The following is a 22015-nucleotide window of genomic DNA, read 5'->3' as shown; positions in this document are numbered from 1 at the left end:
GGCTTCTGCTCATAAGACACTACATTTATTTTTAAGTGATTCATGACATTACAAGATTTTCAGGTTGGCGATCGCGACCTTAGTGATGCTGCCCTCTGTGATTATTTAAAATCTGAAGCGATCGCTGTCGATACTGAAACAATGGGATTGTTACCCCAACGCGATCGCTTGTGTCTCGTCCAGCTATGCAACCCAGAGGGTAAAGTAACAGCGATTCGCATAGCTAAAGGTCAAAAAGATGCCCCAAACCTCAAAAAACTGCTAGAAGCAGCGAATGTCCTTAAGGTATTTCATTTTGCTCGTTTTGACGTTGCTACTTTACGCTACAACCTAGGGATTAGAGTTCAGCCAATTTTTTGCACCAAGATTGCTAGTAAATTAGCCCGGACTTACACCAATCGCCACGGACTCAAAGATGTAGTGCAAGAACTCGAACAAGTAGAACTAGATAAAAGCGCTCAAAGTTCTGATTGGGGAAACGCTGCTAATTTAACTGAAGCACAACTAAGCTACGCCGCCAATGATGTACGCTACTTACTGAGCGTGCGCCAGAAGCTTATAAAAATGCTCAAACGTGAAGATCGTTGGGAACTTGCTCAAGAGTGCTTTCAAGTTCTACCAACGATAGTTTCCTTAGATATATTGCAATTCAAGGATTTATTTGAACATTGAGGGTATTTGTCACTTGTTAGTTGTGAGTCAGCGTGGTCTTGGGGGTTTTCCCCATGAACAACTGACGTTAGCGCAGCGTTAGCGAGTCTTTGAGCGTCACCCGTTCGCCGTTAGGCGTTCCCGCAGGGTAGGGTCAGTTGTTAATTGTTATTGACTGCTGACTAGTGACAATCACTAAATATTATTGTCGATTTTCATTAAAGTCTTTAACACCCTCTTTCAAATTATCACCTGCTTTTTCCAGGTTTTCTTTGGCTTCAGAAACTGCTTCACCTGCACGATTTTTGGCTTCAGAAGCTGCTTCGCCTGCACGATTTTTGGCTTCAGCAATGTCCTTTTTGATAGAAGTACCAGGCTTTGGCTGATTTCCTAAGTGATCTTTAACTCGATCGACTACATTGTAGTCATCCGCGCCTGCGGGAGTTCTAGATTCAACAATCCCTTCTGTTGGCCCGCCAATTGCCTTCCATGCAGCTAGACCGCCTTTGAGTTCTGATACATGCACAAACCCAGCGGAACGGAGCGATTGTGCAGCTTGAGATGTTTGTTCTTCAGTTGCCCCATAAACGTAAATGTCACGGCTTTTATCTATAGTTGATGAGGCTCTGTCTACCAAGTCATCTGTTGGCATTGGCATCGCTCCCATGATATGACCGTCGTTATAGGTTTCGCGATCGCGCACATCAAGTATTGTAAAAGCTGGTTCGCCCCATTCCAAACGAGATTTAAGCACATGAGCATCAGATTGTGCTTCTATTGGGGGCTGTTGAGGAATGATCCCGCCGAGGTTATTGCTATTCATAACTCTTCCTAAATTGAATTGCATTATTAGCAATTTAACGGACTCTACTATTTATATTTATCTTTCTATGGGATGAATACTTTTAAAGTATCTCTTATGATAGATTGCTTCATTATCAGATTTTATGCCACTTAAGCAATAACCCAAAAAACATACTTTTATCACTCTATTTATATATATTTTAAAATTACAATTTTGCTCTGAAAAAATGTTTGATTTTTTAGTTTTGAATATCAGCGATCGCCAATAACAATGCTTCCTCAATCTCCTGCCGTGCCAAGGGAGTTACATTTGCAGCCCTATTGAGACAATCTACTAATAATTTGTTGGCTTCATAATATTGTTGGAGCAACTCTATTTGCTGTTGATTGAACTGCCAATCATGACCAATATTCCGATGTTTAATTAACAAAGATCGCAATTTCTCACCCCAAACTTTACCGTTGGCTTGCCACCAGCAGCGAAATTGCTTAGGATAGCTTTCTATAGGGGGTAATTGTTTTTTAAGTTTTTGCATATCTTTTTTGAATTCAGGTTCCAAAACAAGGTTTAGAGCCTCATCAAAAGCAATACTTAGGGCATGAGCATGGTCTAAAACAAGAGCATCATTGAGCGTCAGATCGACAGCAAAATCAAGCTCACCAGCACATGTAAGAGTACTAGTTAGGAACTCGTCAAGAGCAAGGTCAGAGTTAAAAGCGATGTTGCCAACAAGGGCATACTCAAGCTCATAGCTAGGAGTATGAACAAAGGCATGATGTTGACGGTAAAAACTATCCTCATCTTCTGTTGTTAAAGATGCTGTGCGAACGACATGGGCGAATAAATATTCCGCAGGAGTACGCCTAACGCAAACTAAGTAAAAAGCACGAACAGCCGCTGCTTTGTAGCTGGTAGAGACTGAAATCGATTTATGACGTAACCAAATTAAAAAATCCTGTATTTTATTATCCTTAGCTACTAGCAAGTCAATCTTGCGTTTCATTAAACCTAGGATTTCATTCGCATTAGGTAACATACTAACGGTCAGCAAAAATATATTGTGCCAGTGTGCTTCTGTTATATGAGTGACTAAACTTTTACAACCTTGGTCTTGGGATTCAACTATATTTTTAGCAACAAAATACTCATGCAATGCCAGATGGGAGAAAGAGTAAATTCCTCGTGCCCGTTCTACCAATAAACCCTCTTGCACCTCAATTAGTTGTAGTGCTACTTCACTAACTTCTTGGAATTGAATTGAATCTATACTTAGATTAAGTAATGTGCCTATATAGTTAGTAATTAGTTGCTGAATTTTTTCTTGCGTAAAAAAGTAATTCCCTTGCTCAAAAGTGATAGCAGCAATTTGAGAGAGTAGCTTTTTTTTGCTATGTACAGTCAAATGACAGGGAAATGTCTGTCGTTTTACACCTTTTCTTTCGTCCCATCTTACCAGCAAAATATTTAGTATTTGCTCGTATAGCTTGGTTAAATTAGATGGAAATTCAGCTTTTCCGTGGAATACTAAGCAAATTAGATGTAGCAAGATTGGTGTGGTAGCTAATTCTCTGATTTGCTGATTTTCTGGAAGATTTAGCTGATGAATAAATAAATTTCCTGTGGCTTCTCCATCTTCTCTGGATTTATGAGCAACTGCAACAAACCATTTTTTTACAAAAGCTTCGACTTGTTCGTAGTTAAAATCTGCAACTTCAACTTCAGTAAATCCTTGAAATCTGTACTGTTGAGCAGCAATTCGAGAACTAATAACAAACTGATTTTTGTAGTAAACTTGGGTGAATCTGCGTATTTCTCTGGTAACTCGTTCTGCATTGTCTGATGGCACTTCATCTAACCCATCTAGTAAAATTAACGCTTTGCCCTCAGTCAGTATAGTTGCAGTCGATTCTTCTTCAACACCACAACTGAGAAACTCTTGGCTGATATATTTCAATAAATTAAATTGATTATTTTCTTTGGCATCTTCAGCAAATTCTTTCAATCTGACGAAAATTGCTATGTGCTGCGGCTGAAAATCACCTTTGTTACAAGCGATCGCCAAATATTGTAAAAATGTAGTCTTACCCGATCCTGGCTTACCCAGCACCATCAGCTTCGAGTAACGCGATACAGCTTCTAATCCTGGTAACTTTCTCTGATGGCTGTCTTCTGCAAGTTGTTTAAAGTTAGACTCATGGTTTAAGTCTTGCATTAGGTCGGAAATTTCTAGCCATTGCTGACACGTTAATTCCTCTAAGACGTTGACATTGGTGTAAATATCAAGTACAGAAATTGCCTGAGCAATGTCTAACATTTGCAAAGTGCCGCATTGATCTGGGATTTTGTCTTGGCGCTGTTGGCGAATTTTTCGCACCAATGTATCAAAGTCAACACCATTAGGCTGTACTTTATTAGTTGCCTCAGATACCATATCTTCAGGTAAGCCAGCAACTTTTTGCCAGGATAACCCTAATTGTTGGCAAATTTGCACAAAACAACTGCGGGATACTGACTCACCCGCAAAAAACTTAGACACTGGTTGGCGTGTGATACCTAAAGCTGCTGCTAACTTATATTGACTTAGGGTTTTGTCAGTTAAAGCTGTTTTTGCTGCTTTGATGCCTTCTGGTGATGCTCTCAGTCCTTGACTCGTCATACCTCAGTTGAAATTCTAAAATTTCATACAATATCTTTATATACATAGGTGAATACACTCTAGACGAATACTCTTAGCCTCCCAAAAGAGGCTTCTCCGTCGAGTAGATTTCGAGTAAGGTATTGTGCAGGAGTTATAATTAGGGCGTTCTGTGCGTTTGTTATGACACAGTTGTTTTAAGTTTGTTAGCCTCAACTGGGTAGAGCTCAGCGCAGGCTATTTGTTGTTAAGGGGATACACCTATAAAGTTAAACTTTTCTTAAGTTCAAAGATTTACAATTATACCATTAAATACTAAAAACATACCAAAGTTATACGAAAGTTATACATATGGTATGCATTATAATAGCTGAATTTTTTATAAATTTCATAGAAAATTTAAATGTAGCTAAGTACTACAGTGGCAATGTCTGGAGAAAAGCTGCTTCAAGTCTACGTACTCAACCGAGGTAGACAGGAATCAACATTCCCAATTCCCAAGAAGTATATGCAGCTATAGATTCCTCTAGTACAGCTTTCTCATTAGCCGGACTGTAAAGTGGAAGCCTTTGGCAACACCTACGCTGAAGGCTAGGCTAACGTAGAGTAGCTATACGGACAGTAAATTGCCGGATAAACAATAGGCTAGAAGGTTATGGTGATGGTTCCCGCTACAAGTGCCAAAATTCTGGTTGTTGATGACGATTTTGGCGTTCGCAATTTGATTTATCGCTATTTAGGTCGAAAATATCAAATAGAGTCTGCCGCAGATGGTAAAACAGCACTATCGTTGTTCGATCGCTTCAATCCTGCTTTAGTAATTTTGGATTGGAATTTGCCAGACACCAGTGGTTATCAGCTTTGTCAGGAAATGCAGAGTCGTACTAATGTCTTGGTAATGATATTGAGTGGGCGGACTGCCGAAACTGATAAAATTAGCATTCTGGCGGCAGGTGCCGATGATTTCATGACTAAGCCGTTTAGCCTAGCAGAAGTTGAAGTCAGAGTACAAGCCCTTTTAAGACGCATACGCAGCATTAACCCTTCTCCTACACAGCGCCTCGTTTTCAAACAGCTAGCAATTAACCCAGATGGTCGAGAGGTGACACTTAATGATAAGCCTCTCACTTTAACAGCTTTGGAATTCAATATTTTACATTTTCTGGCGAGTCATCCAGGTCAGGCATGGAGTCGTCCCCAGCTCATCCAAAAAATCTGGGGTTGCGACTATGTGGGAGATGGACGAGTAGTTGATGTGCATATCGGTCAGCTTCGCAAAAAGATGGAAGCTGATACTAGCGTACCTGAGTTTATTAAAACTGTTCGAGGCTACGGTTACAAGTTTGAATTGCCGGAATCAACTACAGTTTAAACCTTTGACATCAGGATTACTTGATAAAAGTATTTACTTAGATGCGAAAGTTACTTATAAAAGCGATCGCTCAAATCTTAGCTTAACTTTCCCGCAATAGTGCGGCGTTGGCGGGGTAAGCTTGGGAGGAAATTCAAGAGCGTAGATATAATAAAATACGCTAAAATGCAAGCAGAGTAAGCATTCCCGCTCATAAATTCCTCATGCTTGAGAACCTGCAAACCCGACTTTATCAATTAGAACAATTTGCCAATACCCTGGTTTCTTACCAACTGACGCACCTGAGCTTGCTTAGTATTGGCATAATTTTTACAGCTGGCTTACTTACTAGCTTGACACCATGTATGCTTTCCATGCTCCCAATTACTATTGGCTACATCGGTGGTTATGAAGCAAAAACCCGCCTAGAAGCAGCAGCTCAATCAACATGGTTTGCTTTAGGATTAGCAACTACACTAGCAGGATTAGGCATTACGGCAGCTTTTGTGGGAAAAGTCTACGGTCAGGTGGGAATTGGTTTGCCGATTATCGTCAGCATCATCGCTATTCTCATGGGGCTGAACTTACTAGAAGCGTTGCCCTTGCAATTTCCATCCCTAGGCGAAACGAATTGGATTTCACAAGATTTACCAAAAGCAGTGCGTTCCTATGCAATTGGGCTAACTTTTGGTTTAGTTGCATCCCCTTGTAGCACGCCTGTTTTAGCCAGCTTACTAGGTTGGGTTGCCAATACACAAGACTTAATTTTAGGCGCTGTTTTGCTACTGTCGTATACAGCAGGATATGTCGCACCATTAATTTTGGCAGGTACTTTTACTGCTGGAATTAAAAAACTGCTAGAGTTGCGTCGCTGGTCTGGTTGGATTAACCCAGTTAGCGGGGCACTGTTGGTAGGATTCGGTGTATTTTCCTTAGTTTCGCGGATTCCTTTGGGAAGCTTTTAATCAATGACAACAGAAAATTCAGCGTCTACAGAATCAAGTTGGTCGTCAGTACCTGGACGATTCTTGCGGCGGGAGTTTTTGCCTGTACTGACAAACTTACGATTAGCGATCGCACTACTACTATTAATCGCTCTTTTCAGCGTCAGTGGTACTGTAATTGAGCAAGGTCAATCACCAGCATTTTACCAAGCAAATTACCCAGAACATCCCGCCTTATTTGGTTTCCTAACTTGGAAAGTAATTCAGGTAGTTGGGTTAGACCATGTATACCGTACTTGGTGGTTTTTGGCGTTACTCATCTTATTTGGTACTAGCCTGAGCGCTTGTACCTTCACTCGTCAGTTACCAGCCCTAAAAGCTGCCCGTCGCTGGAAATATTATGAAGAACCCAGGCAATTTCAAAAATTAGCTTTGAGTGCAGAACTAGAGACTGGTTCTATAAATTCCTTAAAAGAAATATTACAGAAGCGCCGTTATAAAGTTTTTCAAGAAAAAGACGGTATTCTCTACGCCCGTAAAGGAATAGTCGGACGCATCGGACCAATCGTAGTTCATGTGGGCATCGTCGCTATTCTACTGGGGGGAATATGGGGAGCGATGACTGGATTTGTTGCCCAAGAAATGATTACTAGTGGCGATACATTTCAGGTGAAAAATATTATAGATGCTGGGCCTTGGGCAAATGCTCAACATTTGAAAGATTGGTCTGTAAAAGTCAATCGTTTTTGGATTGACTATACTCCAACTGGTGGAATTGACCAATTTTATTCAGATATGTCTGTCTTGAATAATCAAGGACAGGAAGTAGACCACAAAAAGATTTTTGTTAACCAGCCCTTGCGTTATCGGGGCGTAACTTTCTATCAAACTGATTGGGGAATCGCTGCTGTTCGCATTCAATTCAACAACAGCCCCGTTTTCCAACTACCAATGGCATCATTGGATACCAAAGGTAGAGGACGTATCTGGGGAAGTTGGATTCCCACTAAACCGGATTTGAGTGCAGGTGTCTCCCTGATAGCCAAAGACTTGCAAGGCATGGTGTTAATTTACGATTCCACGGGCAAGCTGGTTGACACTGTGCGTAAGGGAATGTCTACCCAAGTGAATGGCGTGACGCTGAAAATTATAGATGTTATTGGTAGTACTGGCTTACAAATTAAATCCGACCCAGGTATACCTTTGGTTTACTCAGGATTTGCCGTGCTGATGCTGGGTACGGTGATGAGTTACTTTTCCCATTCACAAATTTGGGCATTGCAAAAAGGCGATAAATTCTATGTCGGTGGCAAAACCAATCGTGCCCAGGTTGCTTTTGAACGGGAAGTTTTGGAGATTTTGGAGCAACTGACTTTTCAGCCAGAGGGTGACGCAGTGCTGAATGCTGAGTTAGGGGTTAGGAGTTAGGAGAAGGACTGCCTCACCACAACGCACTGCCTCCTCATCTCTCCCTACCCCTCTGCTTTCTAGTTAATATGTCTGTTCAACTTTCATCTAAGCACCAAGCTTACCTTCTACCCGTAATCGTTCTCTCGCTGAGTGTTGCTTCCTGCACTATCGGTAATAAAAACCGCGAACATATTTCTCTAGTTGGTGCTGGGGCAAGTTTTCCTGCGCCTTTATACCAGCGCTGGCTTTTAGATTACAACCGGAAAAATCCTAATGTGGAAATTAACTATCAATCGATAGGCAGTGGCGCTGGAGTGCAACATTTCATCAACGGTACTGTAGACTTTGCAGCCAGTGATGTAGCAATTACAAAACAACAAGCAGCTCAAATCAAACGGGGAGCGATCGCTTTGCCCATAACTGCTGGTTCCATAGTGCTGGCTTACAACCTTGATGTGCCAAATGGTCTGAGGCTAACACGCCAAGTCTACAAAGATATTTTCTTAGGAAAAATTACGAACTGGAATAATCCTAAAATAGCTGTAGCTAATCCGGGGTTAAACTTGCCTAATTTACCGATTGTGGTCGTACATCGAACTGATGGTAGTGGCACCACAAGCGTTATGACACAACACCTCAGTGCTATCAGTCCGGAATGGAAAAGCAAAGTTGGAGCGGGGAAAGCTGTAGCATGGCCCGTGGGAATTGGTGCCAAGGGCAACGAAGGCGTTACCGCCCAGCTTCAACAAATTCCAGGAGCTATTGGCTATGTAGAATATGTCTACGCTACACGCAATAAACTATCTGTGGCTGCTTTAGAAAATAAATCTGGTAAGTACATCATACCAACACCAGAATCAGCAGCCAGAACCTTGGAAGCGGTTCAATTGCCCCCTGATAACTTGATTGCTTTTATTACCGATCCTATGGGCGCTCAGTCCTATCCTATTGTTACTTACACTTGGCTTTTAACTTATGAGCAATATCAAGACCCGGTTAAAGCCCAAGCGTTGAAAAACTTTATTGACTGGGCTTTGACTGAGGGACAAAAGTCCAGTTTGGAACTGGGATATCTTCCCTTATCTAAAAAAGTTGTAGTTCAAGTGCAGTCTGCGGTAAATAAAATTGCAAAATAACTAGAGACTGGGGATAAGAAAGCAGGGGAGTCAGGGGAAATAAAACTACTACTTCTGCCTAGAGTGACAAAAGAAAGATAACTCCTAACTCTTGTACAGACGCGATTAATCGCGTCTCTACTCTTAACTCAGCACTTTTTAAATGAGCTTACTTCTGATGCTGCACTTCTATAACGGTATGAACGTTACCACGAGGAGTAAAATCTGCTTTGACAGTAATTTCTAAAGGGTCACAAGCTGCAACAAAATCATCCAGAATTTGATTGGCAGATTCTTCGTGGGAAATATAGCGATCGCGGTAACTGTTAATGTAAAGTTTAAGCGCCTTCAATTCCACTACACGCTCATTAGGAATATAGGTAATATAAATTGTGGCAAAGTCAGGATAGCCAGAAAACGGGCATTTACAAGTAAATTCCGGCAAAGTAATGTTGATATCGTATCGCTTTCCCACACGCGGATTCGGAAATGTGATTAGTTCTCCTTCCGCAATCTCGCGTTCGCCATACTTAATTTCTTGGCTTGGCTGAGATGTAATTTCTGGTAATTTGTCAGTTGTCATTTGTCAGTTATCAGTTGTTAGAAGGCAATAGTTCAGTGGTTATTCTCCGCGTCTTTGCGTCCCCGCGTCCCCGCGTCCCTCATCTACTCCTGCTCCCAGTCTGGACAATTCTCATCATCCCATCCATGAGGATGCATGGCACAAACTAACAAATTACCACCATACACATGACCGTGGTAGTTACTGCAACCCCTACAAGCAGCATTTTGTTCTGGCGTAGGTTCAACTGAATAGGGAAAACCAGGATCTACATCTGCCACGATGTCTTCTAATTCCCAATAAACTTCTAAAATTGGTTCAGTAAAATCCTGTATGTACTGGTCAACTTCGATAACAATGCTATTTTGTAATTGTTCAGTAAATTCTTCTGTTAGCTCACAAAAGCTGTCTACCATTTCACTCATTCCCAGAAGGAAGCGCTCTACTTCATCAGCCACTGTTTCTACAATTTCCATCAAATCTTTTTGCCATTGTTCCATAAAATTAACGCCCTTACTGGCTACAAACAGGACGCTTAGTGCTACCTAAACTGAAGCACTAGAGTACACCCTAGGCAATGTATATTATAAAGTTTCTGTGTAGAACCCTATGCCAAAATGCTTTTTACTGCTAACACCTAAGATAAAAAGTTGCCTTTTACCTATCGTTTTGCAGTCGTTTTAACTCTTCTTGCAACTCTAGTACTTGATCGCGCAATTGATCTACATTTTCAGTAGAGGCTTGTTTTACTGTTGGCTCTTCATCTTCCTCTAAGATTTCGATGCGACGAGGTTCAGAAGGAGGTGTTTTTTCAGGCGTTTCGCTAGGTGCTTGCTGCTGTTGAGCTTGCTTCATCATGTCCTCGACGAAGCGGCGAGCTTCTTCTGTGTTCATTTCGCCCTTTGCCACCATTTCATCTGCCAGTTTTTGGACTTGCGATCGCAGTTCTGCTAATTTTCCTCCCGCTTTCTCACCCGCGTAAGAAGCCAAGCCTACACCGAGGTAAAAAGCTTTTTGAACAATATCTCCAAAACCAGGCATTGCCGCTGAACGCTCCTAAAAATAGGGCGACCCGGAGACTACGCCTACCACAAGCATCCCGTATTGCTGCTACCTTCCGGTTCTGACAAGATTTAGGCGTTGCAGTCGCATAGATCCAGGTCTATTAACAGCATAACATCAAATTTCCGTAAGTGAGTTATTCGGCTACAATTTTCCATTCATAAATTTGATAGGTGACGCAGCCATTTTGCACCAAAGGATCGAGAGCCACAATTGCCTCTGCCTCATCCTTTGAGGCTGCCTCAAACAGCAGCATACCGCCTCTTTGTTCTGCCCAATAGCCTGTCCGTGCTTTGTGTCCTTTGGCAATCAACTCTTTAACGTAAGCTTTATGGGCGGGTACGTGTTGGTCAAAGGTGGGTTTATCGACTTTACCTTCTTCAATTTTGACAAACCAAGGCATTTTGCTAGCAACCTCAAATGGGGAGTGGGGGACGCGGGAGAGTGGGGACGCGGGGAGTGGGCGACGTGGGGACAAGGGAGAGATTTTTATGCTTTGTTATGAACGATAATTTATGAAGGAGTGTATTGTAAATATAGTTGTAGTATTTAACTCTTGTTTCGTAACTCTTTGGAATGAGCCTTTTTTTTATTGCCTTATTACCGCCACAGGACATTCAAGAGTACGCCAACCAAATCAAGCAGTACTTTGCTGAGAACTATGCTAGTCGCCACGCGCAAAAGTCTCCGCCACACGTTACGCTACAACCGCCTTTTAAATGGGTAGATAATAATTTGTCAGTCCTAGAAGCATCTTTGAGAGAGTTTGCTAAGGAACAAAAGTCAGTACCTATGACACTTAGCGGGTTTGCTGCCTTTCCTCCCCGTGTCATATATATAGATGTGGTGAAAACTCCCGAACTGTTGAACTTGCAAGCAGACTTAATGAATCAGGTGGAAGCCAACTTAGGAATTGTGGATGAAGTTGGTAAAAAGCGTCCTTTTGCACCTCACATGACAGTTGCATTTCGGGATTTGACAAGGCAGAACTTTAAAGCTGCTTGGCCGGAGTTTGAAAATCGGCAGTTGTATTTTGAGTTTACGGCTGACAAGTTAACGTTATTGATTCACGACGGTAAGCGCTGGAATATTAAATCGGAGTTTGCTTTTGTAGCTGATGAGTAATGATGGAGCGATCGCCCTAAACTAAAAGAGCTAAAAGAGCGATCGCATCTTTTTAGAATCCTTTTTTCTGCTTTTTGTTCTGCAAGCTGCGAATTTTGACCAGCACTGGAATATATTGTTGAATCATCCAAGTTAACGCTTCAAGGCTGGAGTTGCCTTGGTCAATGCGGATTTTAGCTTGGAAGCCAATTAAGCAGATTTGCAGCGTTAGCAATAAAGCAATAGTTTTGCCGAGAACATCTTGACGCTTGCCTTGCATTTGTTTGTACCCCAAAGAGTTGATATATACAGGTTCTCTTTGGGGTTGTGTCCCTAGGCAAATACCCTAATCTCGGTGAAAATGCTTTAAAATCTGGATTTAATAAGTCTGGGGTGGTAATTTCAAATTGGGGTAGCCCCAAACTTTTTGGTTAATTTTTTAAATGCAATGCCGCGAACTACTTACGGCCCTCAAATTCAAAAGCGAGTCAAGCGTCTATTAGAGGCGTTGCTTGGTTTTGCTGATGGGGAATTTGAGGACGGTGGCTTTAAAATTCAGCACGACTGGAAAGAAGAAGACAGCGCTAACCCTAAGCTGACTGTGCGGACAACGTTAGTAACTTTAGAGTTGCTGACACAAAAAGACAAGTATCCTGGCAAGTTAACTAAAGCGCAAATTCGAGAAGCGCTGAATTTGCTGAAGGATTTCTTGAAGATTCTGGAAGATAACCGCCTGCAAACCAAGGGTGTTGAGGATTGGCATTTTACACTCAAGCTATGGTCAAAAGATAGGGAAAAGAATTTAAAACGGTTTGATGAGATATGGGAAAGCAAAAGACCAAAGAAATCGAAATTAAATAACCCCTCTCCAAACCTCTCCCCCACAGGGAGAGAGGCTTTGAATGTTCCCCCTTCCATCGTAGGGAAGGGGGTTAGGGGGTTAGGTCACATACAAATATTTCAAGCACCACCCTTACCTCAACACTTTGTAGAACGCCCAGAGTACAGCGATGATTTAAAGACTCGTCTCCTTAACTGTTCATCATCTGATAGTCGCACTTTGGTAATTACTGCTATTCACGGGTTGGGTTCTGTGGGCAAATCTACTTTAGCGGCGGCTTTGGCCCATGACAAAGAAATACAAACTCGTTTTTGTGATGGTATTCTTTGGGCAACATTAGGTCAACAACCCGACGTGCTTTCTTTACTTAGTGGCTGGGTGCAGGCATTAGGAGACTATAGCTTTAAACCTACCAGTACAGAAGCAACTTCCTTGCATTTGCGGACTTTGCTTTATGACAAAGCTGTGCTGCTGGTGGTGGATGATGCTTGGAATACAAAAGATGCACAAGCGTTTAATGTTGGGGGTGCGCGTTGTCAGGTTTTGGTAACTACCCGTGAAGGGGTAATTGCCCATGCTCTGGGAGCTAGGCTTTATAATCTGGATGTGATGACAGCAACCCAGGCGATGGAACTGCTGACCAAAAGATTAGGACGTGACATCATAGGTGCAGAACGTCAGTCAGCAAAGAAGTTAGCCAAAGCTGTTGGATATCTGCCTTTGGCACTAGAATTGGCAGCAGTTCAGGTTGCAAGTGGTACATCTTCTTGGACAAGATTCTTACAAGACCTTCAGCAAGAGATTGCCCGATTAAAAACATTTAACCTTGCTGGAGCCAGAGATGCTACTGATGAAGCCAGCTTAAAACGCCTCAGCCTCACTGCATCATTAAATCTGAGTATCAAGCCATTACCAGAAGAGGAAAGACAAAATTTTACTTGGCTTGGGGTGTTACCTGAAGATGTCAGCATTACTCCCCAAATGGTAGCAACACTTTGGGATATGGATGATGAGCGCGATGCTTCTGAGACATTGCAATACCTGTGGAATAAATCCCTACTATTGCCGGGAATCCCTTTAGCAGATGGTACACACACCTATCGTTTACATGACTTATTTCACGACTTGGCATGTAACTTGTTAACTGTTCCCTCTGTGCCAAAGCGCCCAGGAGATTTGGCTGGGTTGGGTTTAAACCTTGCTAATGCTCATGCTGCTTTTTTGGAGAAGTATCGGCAGAAAACCCAGAATGGATTATGGCATACTCTGCTTGATGATGGTTACATTCATCAACGTTTAGTTTGGCATTTGGAAAAGGGTGGACAGTTTGAAGAGATTCACCAGTTATTGGGGGAAGAGTCACAAACAGCAAACAATGGCTGGTTTGAAGCACGAGAAAAATTAGGACAAGCTGGGGGTTACATAACAGATATTTCTCGTGCTTGGAAATTAACAGAGGCGAATTGGACTGAATCAACACTGCCTCAGGTTGTGAGTTTGCAGTGTCGGTATGCTTTAATTACAGCATCCCTGAATAGTTTGGCGGCTAATGTACCACTAAAACTGCTAATTGCTTTAGTCAAAAACAATTTTTGGACTGCTGAACAAGGACTAGCTTACGCCCTGCAAAACCCAAAACCGCAGGAGAAAGCCAACTCGCTGACAGAACTAGTCAATTATTTGCCACCAAATCTTCAAGAACTAGCACTGCAAAAAGCCCTTGCTGCTGCCAGAAAGATTCAGGATGAGTATTTTTGTGCCTATGCCTTAAGTGCTTTAGCCGAGAAACTACCACAAGTTTTGCCAGAAGCCCTTGCTGCTGCTAGAGAAATTCAGGATGAGTTTCGCACCCATGCCTTGAGTGCGTTAGCTAAGAAACTGCCACCAGAGTTGTTGCCAGAAGCCCTTGCTGCTGCCAGAGAAATTCAGAATGAGAGCGATCGCGCCTATGCCTTGAGTGCCTTAGCTGAGAAACTACCACAAGTTTTGCCAGAAGCCCTTGCTGCTGCCAGAGAAATTCAGAATGAGAGCAATCGCACCAGAGCCTTGAGTGCCTTAGCTGAGAAACTGCCACAAGTTTTGCCAGAAGCCCTTGCTGCTGCCAGAAAGATTCAGGATGAGAGCAATCGCACCTATGCCTTGAGTGCCTTAGCTGAGAAACTGCCACAAGTTTTGCCAGAAGCCCTTGCTGCTGCCAGAGAAATTCAGAATGAGAGCAATCGCGCCCATGCCTTGAGTGCCTTAGCTGAGAAACTGCCACAAGTTTTGCCAGAAGCCCTTGCTGCTGCCAGAAAGATTCAGGATGAGAGCAATCGCGCCCATGCCTTGAGTGCCTTAGCTGAGAAACTGCCACCAGAGTTGTTGCCAGAAGCCCTTGCTGCTGCCAGAGAGATTCAGGATGAGAGCAATCGCGCCAAAGCCTTGAGTGCCTTAGCTGAGAAACTGTCACCAGAGTTGTTGCCAGAAGCCCTTGCTGCTGCCAGAAAGATTCAGGATGAGTATTTTTGTGCCAAAGCCTTGAGTGCCTTAGCTGAGAAACTACCACAAGTTTTGCCAGAAGCCCTTGCTGCTGCCAGAGAGATTCAGGATGAGTATTATCGTGCCCATACCTTGAGTGCCTTAGCTGAGAGACTGCCACCAGAGTTGTTGCCAGAAGCCCTTGCTGCTGCCAGAAAGATTCAGGATGAGAGCAATCGCGCCCATGCCTTGAGTGCCTTAGCTGAGAAACTACCACAAGTTTTGCCAGAAGCCCTTGCTGCTGCCAGAGAGATTCAGAATGAGAACTATCGCGCCAAAGCCTTGAGTGCCTTAGCTGAGAGACTGCCACCAGAGTTGTTGCCAGAAGCCCTTGCTGCTGCTAGAAAGATTCAGGATGAGAGCAATCGCGCCCATGCCTTGAGTGCCTTAGCTGAGAAACTACCACAAGTTTTGCCAGAAGCCCTTGCTGCTGCTAGAAAGATTCAGAATGAGTATTATCGTGCCCATACCTTGAGTGCCTTAGCTGAGAAACTGTCACCAGAGTTGTTGCCAGAAGCCCTTGCTGCTGCCAGAGAAATTCAGAATGAGAGCGATCGCGCCTATGCCTTGAGTGCTTTAGCTGATAAACTACCACAAATTTTGCCAGAAGCCCTTACTGCTGCCAAGCAGATTCAGGATGAGTATTTTCGTGCCAGAGCCTTGAGTGCCTTAGCTGAGAAACTGCGACAACAATTTTTTTTAAAAGCTTTTGCTGCTGCCAGAGAGATTCAGAATGAGAGCAATCGCGCCCATGTCTTGAGTGCCTTAACTGAGAAACTGTCACCAGAGTTGTTGCCAGAAGCCCTTGCTGCTGCCAAGCAGATTCAGAATGAGAGCAATCGCGCCCATGTCTTGAGTGCTTTAACTGAGAAACTGCCACCAGATTTGTTGCCAGAAGCCCTTGCTGCTGCCAAGCAGATTCAGAATGAGAGCGATCGCGCCCATGTCTTGAGTGCCTTAGCTTTTGGACTTTCACAAATACCATCTGCGGAACTTTTCCCCCTCTGGCAAGATACACTTGATAAACTATCTCTTCACACTCGCCCTGATTTGCTGCAAGATATCAAGGCATTATTTCCAGTTATCTTTGCGTTAGGAGGTGAAGCAGCAACGGCAGAAATTGCCCGTGCGATTCAGGATGTGACGCGATGGTGGCGGTGAGTTATCAGTTAACAGTTATCAGTTATCAGATGTTGGTATCAAGCAGGTATTACATTTACAAACTCTCTCTAGTGTCGATGAGTGGCTGATCTCTAGTAGTCATGAAATCATCGGAGAAATTGTCTAGACTCTCGATGAGCGATCGCCAGGGGTTATCTTTGGCAATGAGAACAATAGCGTTACCAATTTTTTTGATATAAACTTCTGTACCAGTGATTTGAAAATCTTCGGGCAAAATAACAACTTGGTGAGTGCCATCAGTGCTGAGTTTGGCTATGTTCATAATATTACTTTATCCATGTACAATCGAATTTGGCTCATGAGAGCTTTTGAGTTTTATTTTGACCAGTTAGCAAGATATTCATCTAAAGCCATTGACTTACCATCTTTATACTCAGTGCGAACTGCTTGAATTTCTGAGAGTGTTTCTGCATCATCTTCGTACAATGCTTCTTCGGCTTCAAAAATTTGTTGCTCTATTAGCTCTTGAAGTTGACGTTTTTCTGTCAAATCAAGAGAAGATATTGCTTCTGCTAAAACTTCCAAGGAGAGTTGTAGTTTAACAATAGCTGGCATTTTTCTCCTAGTGGGTGTATTTTTTTCGCACTTTGACACCATTATGTTGATTTTAACGGCTACTGGGTATTGAGAAAACTCTTTCCCGGCTCCTTCTACAAGCTGCGATCGCCCATCCGGTGTTATCATAAAGAATATTAAGAAGTAATTACCAAGGCAGATGACTATTACTGTCAACGTTGCTCAAGCAACTGCCAAATTTAGCGAACTTCTCAATCAAGTATTGCTCGGTGAGGAAGTCGTGATTGCTGAACAGGGAATTCCAGTTGCACGTCTAGTTGCCCTTACAAATACCAGTTCTCCTCGCATTCCAGGCTTAGATAAGGGTAAAGTTTTTATTGCACCAGATTTCAACGAGCCTTTACCAGAAGAAATCTTGAGTGATTTTGAAAGTTCTAACTTCGTTTAGTAATGAGAGCTTTATTGGATACCCATGTATTTATTTGGTGGGTAACAGATGACTCTCAATTATCTGCAAACGCTCGTGATGTAATTACCGATTCAAGTAACATCCTATTTTTAAGTGTGGTAAGTGCCTGGGAAATTATCATCAAAAATAAATTAACGTGAGTTCGACGGATTTAAAAACCCCTCTCCAAACCTCTCCCCTAAAAAGGAGAGAGGCTTTAAAAGCTTGATTCTTTCGTTCAAAAGTAAAAAGATTTCTGCCCCTCTCCGCGTCGGAGAGGGGTTGGGGAGAGGTTCATCGAACTCACGTTAAATTAGGGAAACTGACTTTACCCGAACCTGTAGAATTGTATATCCCAAGTCGTCTGGCAATCAATCGCTTTGAAAGTTTACCTATTCAAATGAACCATGTTTTGCAAGTTGCCAGTTTACCAGATGTCCACCGAGATCCATTCGATCGGATTTTGATTGCCCAAAGCCAAGTAGAGAATTTGCCAATTGTGACAATAGACCAGCAAATTACACAGTATCTTGTTCAAACTATATGGTGATAGCGATCGCCTTTCTAAAAACTGCGATCGCCCATGCATCCGGTGTTATCGTCAAAAATATTAGGATTCCTCACCAACATCGCGATATTCATCCTTAGCATCGCAACATTCATAATTAATATTGCAATCTTCATCATGAACATTGCAATTTTACTTATCTATATCGCAATATTTATCCTTAACATCACAACATTTATAAGCAATATGACGATATTCATCATCAACATCGCGATTTTATTTATCAGTACCGCAATATTCATTCTTAACATCGTGATGTCTGCCATTAATACCGTTTATTTATGAAGCTGCAACATATTTTACCCCCCGGCTAACGCCGTCCCCCCTTACCAAGGCTACGGTGTACACACAAGTCTTTTAAGCTTGCCCTACAACGCTGCGATCCCCCCTAACCCCCCTTGAAAAGGGGGGGAATTAGAATCAAAGTCCCCCCTTTTTAAGGGGGATTTAGGGGGATCGAAACACAGTTTGCACTCAGCACCCAGATGTGTGTACACCGTAGCTTACCAAGGGGGGACTACAGGGAGGTTTATAGAGCGCATCTTCATACAGATATTGGTATAACATTCAAGCGATCGCCAATAAAACCAAGTACAAAATGCTAATTAAGAGAAATTACCCAGGATTATTCGCCAATCTTGTTTAAATCGATACAATTATTTGCTAATCTTACTGCACTATAAAACAGCTTTATTAGGTCAAAATAGTTCTTAATCCTACTTTAAGGAATATATTTATGCCTCGTCAAAAACGCACATCCCGTGTTATGGAAAAAGCTGAATTTAGATCCGCTGGACTGAAAGCAATTGATTTAAATATGGATTTTGGTGATAATTGCAATTTGCAAAACCTGACTCAATCAATTGAGCAGTTACGCACTATGATTGATGCTTATAACACCGCTCTAGCTGCGATTGACTCTTCTAAAACTAAGATTGATGAGATGGAAAAAAGCTTGAGCAATCTTTCAGACAAGTTGCTGAGGGGAGTTGCTTTCAAGTATGGCAGAAACAGCAACGAATATGAAATAGCGGGTGGCGTTCGTGAGAGCGAACGTATACGCAAAAGTAGATTGACCCGCTTGAAAGCTAGTACAGAGCAAACATTAGATGATAGTGCTAAAACTGCCTAGTAGGGATGAGGGGGACAAGGGGGACAAGGGAGACAGGGGAGGAATAATAACTCCTGACTCTTGTACAGACGCGATTAATTGCGTGACTCTTGTACAGACGCGATTAATCGCGTCTGTACTCCTGTAATTAAATTATTTCTAATTCGCTCTCACGCAAGTGAGCTTTAAACTTTTTATTAAACTGAACCACAATGGGAAAGTTAGCGCTTACAGGTCTATCATGCCATTGGGTAGCTAGATTGATGACTTCACCTTCTATACCTTTGATGTCAAAAGCCTGATTTCGATGCTCAGGATGATGGTAAACCACTACCGATTCTTTAACGCGGACGCGATCGCCAATTTTCATAACAACATTTACACCTAGCTTTTGTTGTTCCACAAGCATCTCTACAGCCATCCCTCACTGAACTTGCTTTTTTGAAAAATCGACTGTTGCCAACAGTCATTTTTATACTTTTAACCTTTACAGAGATTCTGTTTCGAGCCTTTATACCAGCTACACAAACAAAGCCTGCCCGTGCAGGCTGTGATAGTGGTTAGTTAGCGACATCAGAGTCATTTTGTACTTTTGCAAGAGACAACGCAGGATGAAAGTCTCTTTGCTGCCAAAAGGTTATGTGGGAAGACCTTAGTTTTGCCTAGTTTTTTAGGGCAATAAAGAAATTTTACCCAGCTACAACTTCCGTTTAGCGGCAGATACGTAGGCAGTAAACCTACCTACTTTTACCTCCTGAATGCACTTGTTCACTCCCACAGGTGTATCAGAGGTGCTTTCTCAAGGATGGGTAAGCTAACGAGCAAGGGAAGACACCCTTGGCTCTTTTTGTCCTTTTTAACGACAAATCCAATTCTACAACAAAAAGATATTCTATTCCTATATGCTGTGCCCAACGGCAGTACTGATTACGCAGGCTATATCAATTTAGTTAATGAAGATAAATTACTTGCGCTGCGGACACAGTTGCTGCATTCTTTGGGGAAGTTGTCCACACATCTTTTGAAATGTTTGCGGATTAAGTTGCCACCAAGCAAATAATCCTAGACTGGTTCCCCCCACCAGCAATACTAATAATCCTCCAAGCAGCACTAAAGGTTTACCCCGACTTGGTTTTTTCACAGGAGTCGGCGTTGGTTCCTCTGTTAGATCCAAATCCAGCAGCGCTTGAGAACTTTCTGCCATGGAAGCTTGTTCTAATTGTGGTAGTTCTGGTTCTGGTTCTTCTGGTTCTGGTAGTTCTGTTTCTGGTAGTTCTGGTTCTGGTAGTTCTGGTTCTGGTTCTTCTACTTTTAAAATCTCTACTAGCGGCTGTGCGGGAGTAACAGGCACTAAGTATGCTGGCGAGACACGGCAAAGACTCAGAACCACAGATGTATTATCGTGACCATTTTTCTGGTTTGCCAAACTAATCAAATCCCGAACAGCATCTTCAATTGAGAGTTTGCCTGTTAACACTGGCATTACGTAATCCTGCCATGATTGTTCCACCCAGTTATTATCACTTAAACCATCAGAACACAGCAGTAGTATGCCATCTTCTTCTATGATGAATCGCTGAATCAAAAGACGCATAAATTCAGCATCTTTTGTACCCAATGCTTGGGTAAGGGCAGTAGCATCGGGTCTTTGCAGTGCTTTGCGATACAGACTACGGGCAAAGCGGACTTCTCGTGTTGCCACATCATCATCCATTGTCAGTAGCTGGCAGTAGTGGCGAGTTATCCAGTAAGCACGGCTATCGCCAATATTAGCCAAGTAAAGTTCATGAGTATTTTCTAACTGTCGCCCAGAAGTCGTTTGTACTTGTTGGGGAATCTGTACTGCCATGACAAGGGTAGTTGCCATGCGTTCTCTGCCTTGGCGTTTCTGTTCGTCATTGCGGGAGCAAATGACATTATTTACCACCCGCAAGCTTGCTTCTATTTGTTCCTGCAACAACTTTGGTGATACAAGTTCCGTCTGTTCTGCTACCTCTGCTAATAAAGCACGCATTTGCAATTTCAGTGACTGCACTGCTAATTGACTGGCAACCTCACCGCCTTGGTGTCCGCCAATGCCATCACAAACAATCGACAAACGCGGCTGTAATCGATCGTCTAAGTCAGTAGAAGTCAAAGGATAGCAAGTGTCTTCATTTTGTGTTAGTGCTGGGCCTGTATCTGTTGCCCCTGCCACCTCTATATCTAATGGCAATTCTGCCGCCGATAAAAGTAGTAAGGCATTGAGTTGAGTGGCAATGGTCTCTAACTCTACCTCAGCACTACACATCTGCTGAACTATGTTCTCTAACTCGTGCGCTATTGATGTTTTTGCAGATGCTACCCAAGGCTGCCAAGATTGACCTAACTGCTGTAAAGAAACTGTATGCGATGTCTCTGCAAGTTCCAACAGCCGCACGCACCAACCTTGCACTCGCAAGTTATCGCGTAATAGCAAACTTTGGGCAACTCCCAATTCTAATAGGGGTTGCCAAAGTTGGAGAATTTGCCATAGCCAGTAGACTTGTCGTACCGCAGTTGCTTGTTGCCACGCATCAGCAATGGTTGGGTAAATTCCTGTTTCATCTATTGGGACATTTTCCAGCAACAGAATATCACTATCAGTTGCATCTTCCATATCAGAGCGAGCAAACCCGTAGGCTTGGGGTAGATGCCAATGCTCTTGATATAGCTTTAGATATGGAGTAACTACTTGTGGCAACTCTTCAGGTGCGTTAGGTGACAGTCCTGGTTGAGTATCTAGCCAAACCTGATGCGTAATTACCTCATACCTATCTGCTACTTTTGTTCTTGGTGGAATTTTGGCTGCCAATGAGCCACTAGCCCAGAGATAACGATGAACTAGGGGAGTTTGACAACTTGCACAAATGCCGTCACCCATTGAATTAATAGGATTATGACAGTCAGAATTTATGCAATAAATTATCCGCTGAGTAGAAATCATGAAAGTATAAATTTAAAAAATAAATCAACTCGTGAATTTCAATTAAATTTAGCGGTCAACAACTTGAAGGCTAGAATAGACTGGATTTGTGTACCCCTGGCTACAATTTGTTACTGAAATTAATTAAAGTTGCTTGTAAAAAAACAAGCTTTACTTTCTGTAAACATTTAGTGACTGGGTGTATCTAAATCTCAGAAATGCGTTTATGTAAATGTAGTGTCTAGGATG

Annotated in this window: 21 protein-coding genes, 1 other RNA gene and 1 pseudogene; 11 read left to right on the top strand and 12 right to left on the bottom strand. The window is 42.6% G+C overall.

Translation table 11 applies throughout. The annotated features are described in order from the left end of the window. The first annotated feature begins 42 nt into the window (after positions 1-42). Positions 43-672, top strand: a complete 630-nt coding sequence (locus RMY31_RS26845) for a ribonuclease H-like domain-containing protein (RefSeq protein WP_322660158.1) — start codon at positions 43-45, stop codon at positions 670-672. 355 nt (positions 673-1027) lie between these two features. Here RMY31_RS26845 and RMY31_RS26840 read toward each other — a convergent pair. Both RMY31_RS26840 and RMY31_RS26835 read right to left on the bottom strand, forming a co-directional pair. Next, positions 1028-1474 (bottom strand): annotated as a pseudogene (locus RMY31_RS26840) (rhodanese-like domain-containing protein); the annotation flags it as partial. Positions 1475-1694: 220 nt separating this feature from the next. Continuing rightward, the gene (locus RMY31_RS26835; RefSeq protein WP_322660160.1) at positions 1695-4112 is read right to left on the bottom strand and encodes an NACHT domain-containing NTPase; all 2418 of its coding nucleotides are present in this window, start codon (positions 4110-4112) and stop codon (positions 1695-1697) included. 634 nt (positions 4113-4746) lie between these two features. On the opposite strand from RMY31_RS26835, the gene RMY31_RS26830 reads away from it, so the two are divergent. From RMY31_RS26830 to pstS, 4 genes are all read left to right on the top strand, one after another. Continuing rightward, positions 4747-5463, top strand: coding sequence for a response regulator transcription factor (locus RMY31_RS26830; protein ID WP_322660162.1), 717 nt, complete (start codon positions 4747-4749; stop codon positions 5461-5463). Positions 5464-5666: 203 nt separating this feature from the next. Next, complete coding sequence (locus RMY31_RS26825) at positions 5667-6407, top strand: cytochrome c biogenesis protein CcdA (protein WP_322660163.1); 741 nt, start codon at positions 5667-5669, stop codon at positions 6405-6407. A gap of 3 nt (positions 6408-6410) precedes the next feature. Then, positions 6411-7814 carry a cytochrome c biogenesis protein gene (locus tag RMY31_RS26820; protein ID WP_322660165.1) on the top strand — a complete coding sequence of 468 codons (1404 nt, stop codon included), beginning with the start codon at positions 6411-6413 and terminating at the stop codon, positions 7812-7814. Positions 7815-7882: 68 nt separating this feature from the next. Next, the gene (pstS, locus tag RMY31_RS26815; RefSeq protein ID WP_322660166.1) at positions 7883-8932 is read left to right on the top strand and encodes a phosphate ABC transporter substrate-binding protein PstS; all 1050 of its coding nucleotides are present in this window, start codon (positions 7883-7885) and stop codon (positions 8930-8932) included. Between the two features lie 148 nt (positions 8933-9080). Here pstS and queF read toward each other — a convergent pair whose 3' ends face one another. From queF to RMY31_RS26790, 5 genes are all read right to left on the bottom strand, one after another. After that, entirely contained in the window at positions 9081-9494 is a 414-nt protein-coding gene (queF, locus tag RMY31_RS26810) for a preQ(1) synthase (RefSeq protein WP_322660168.1), read from the bottom strand. 83 nt (positions 9495-9577) lie between these two features. Next, complete coding sequence (locus RMY31_RS26805) at positions 9578-9973, bottom strand: hypothetical protein (protein ID WP_322660170.1); 396 nt, start codon at positions 9971-9973, stop codon at positions 9578-9580. A 157-nt stretch (positions 9974-10130) separates the two neighbouring features. Continuing rightward, a complete protein-coding gene (locus RMY31_RS26800; RefSeq protein ID WP_322660172.1) occupies positions 10131-10514 on the bottom strand; it encodes a phasin family protein in 384 nt (127 codons plus the stop codon). A 25-nt stretch (positions 10515-10539) separates the two neighbouring features. Next, an RNA gene (gene ffs, locus RMY31_RS26795) (signal recognition particle sRNA small type) lies at positions 10540-10636 on the bottom strand. 35 nt (positions 10637-10671) lie between these two features. Then, on the bottom strand, positions 10672-10938 hold the full coding sequence (locus RMY31_RS26790; protein ID WP_322660174.1) for a YciI family protein: 267 nt from the start codon (positions 10936-10938) through the stop codon (positions 10672-10674). Between the two features lie 173 nt (positions 10939-11111). Between RMY31_RS26790 and RMY31_RS26785 the strand changes: the two genes are divergently transcribed. Continuing rightward, a complete protein-coding gene (locus RMY31_RS26785; RefSeq protein ID WP_322660175.1) occupies positions 11112-11660 on the top strand; it encodes a 2'-5' RNA ligase family protein in 549 nt (182 codons plus the stop codon). Positions 11661-11712: 52 nt separating this feature from the next. Here the strand turns inward: RMY31_RS26785 and RMY31_RS26780 are convergent, their stop codons facing one another. Then, positions 11713-11919, bottom strand: coding sequence for a hypothetical protein (locus tag RMY31_RS26780; protein WP_322660177.1), 207 nt, complete (start codon positions 11917-11919; stop codon positions 11713-11715). Between the two features lie 168 nt (positions 11920-12087). Between RMY31_RS26780 and RMY31_RS26775 the strand changes: the two genes are divergently transcribed. Continuing rightward, positions 12088-16158 (top strand): NB-ARC domain-containing protein, encoded by a 4071-nt coding sequence (locus tag RMY31_RS26775; protein ID WP_409878535.1) that lies wholly within the window; start codon positions 12088-12090, stop codon positions 16156-16158. 55 nt (positions 16159-16213) lie between these two features. On the opposite strand, the gene RMY31_RS26770 is transcribed toward RMY31_RS26775, so the two are convergent. Continuing rightward, positions 16214-16441 (bottom strand): AbrB/MazE/SpoVT family DNA-binding domain-containing protein, encoded by a 228-nt coding sequence (locus RMY31_RS26770; RefSeq protein WP_322659764.1) that lies wholly within the window; start codon positions 16439-16441, stop codon positions 16214-16216. Positions 16442-16494: 53 nt separating this feature from the next. Further along, entirely contained in the window at positions 16495-16863 is a 369-nt protein-coding gene (locus RMY31_RS26765; protein WP_322659766.1) for a hypothetical protein, read from the bottom strand. A 31-nt stretch (positions 16864-16894) separates the two neighbouring features. On the opposite strand from RMY31_RS26765, the gene RMY31_RS26760 reads away from it, so the two are divergent. The 4 genes from RMY31_RS26760 to RMY31_RS26745 all read left to right on the top strand — a co-directional run bounded on the left by RMY31_RS26760 (position 16895) and on the right by RMY31_RS26745 (position 18843). Next, positions 16895-17143, top strand: coding sequence for a type II toxin-antitoxin system Phd/YefM family antitoxin (locus tag RMY31_RS26760; RefSeq protein ID WP_322659768.1), 249 nt, complete (start codon positions 16895-16897; stop codon positions 17141-17143). 2 nt (positions 17144-17145) lie between these two features. Then, positions 17146-17304: a PIN domain-containing protein gene (locus tag RMY31_RS26755; RefSeq protein WP_409878534.1), complete on the top strand. Its 159-nt coding sequence runs from the start codon at positions 17146-17148 to the stop codon at positions 17302-17304. 185 nt (positions 17305-17489) lie between these two features. Continuing rightward, positions 17490-17693, top strand: a complete 204-nt coding sequence (locus tag RMY31_RS26750) for a type II toxin-antitoxin system VapC family toxin (protein WP_322659770.1) — start codon at positions 17490-17492, stop codon at positions 17691-17693. A gap of 754 nt (positions 17694-18447) precedes the next feature. Further along, complete coding sequence (locus RMY31_RS26745) at positions 18448-18843, top strand: hypothetical protein (RefSeq protein WP_322659772.1); 396 nt, start codon at positions 18448-18450, stop codon at positions 18841-18843. Between the two features lie 127 nt (positions 18844-18970). On the opposite strand, the gene RMY31_RS26740 is transcribed toward RMY31_RS26745, so the two are convergent. Beyond that, complete coding sequence (locus RMY31_RS26740) at positions 18971-19243, bottom strand: ferredoxin-thioredoxin reductase variable chain (protein WP_322659774.1); 273 nt, start codon at positions 19241-19243, stop codon at positions 18971-18973. Positions 19244-19786: 543 nt separating this feature from the next. Beyond that, positions 19787-21787 (bottom strand): protein phosphatase 2C domain-containing protein, encoded by a 2001-nt coding sequence (locus RMY31_RS26735; RefSeq protein WP_322659776.1) that lies wholly within the window; start codon positions 21785-21787, stop codon positions 19787-19789. Between the last annotated feature and the right edge of the window lie 228 nt (positions 21788-22015).

The sequence above is a fragment of the Dendronalium sp. ChiSLP03b genome (assembly GCF_034531165.2).
Taxonomy (GTDB): Bacteria; Cyanobacteriota; Cyanobacteriia; order Cyanobacteriales; family Nostocaceae; genus Dendronalium; species Dendronalium minutum.
This window is presented reverse-complemented; position numbering and strand designations above follow the sequence as displayed.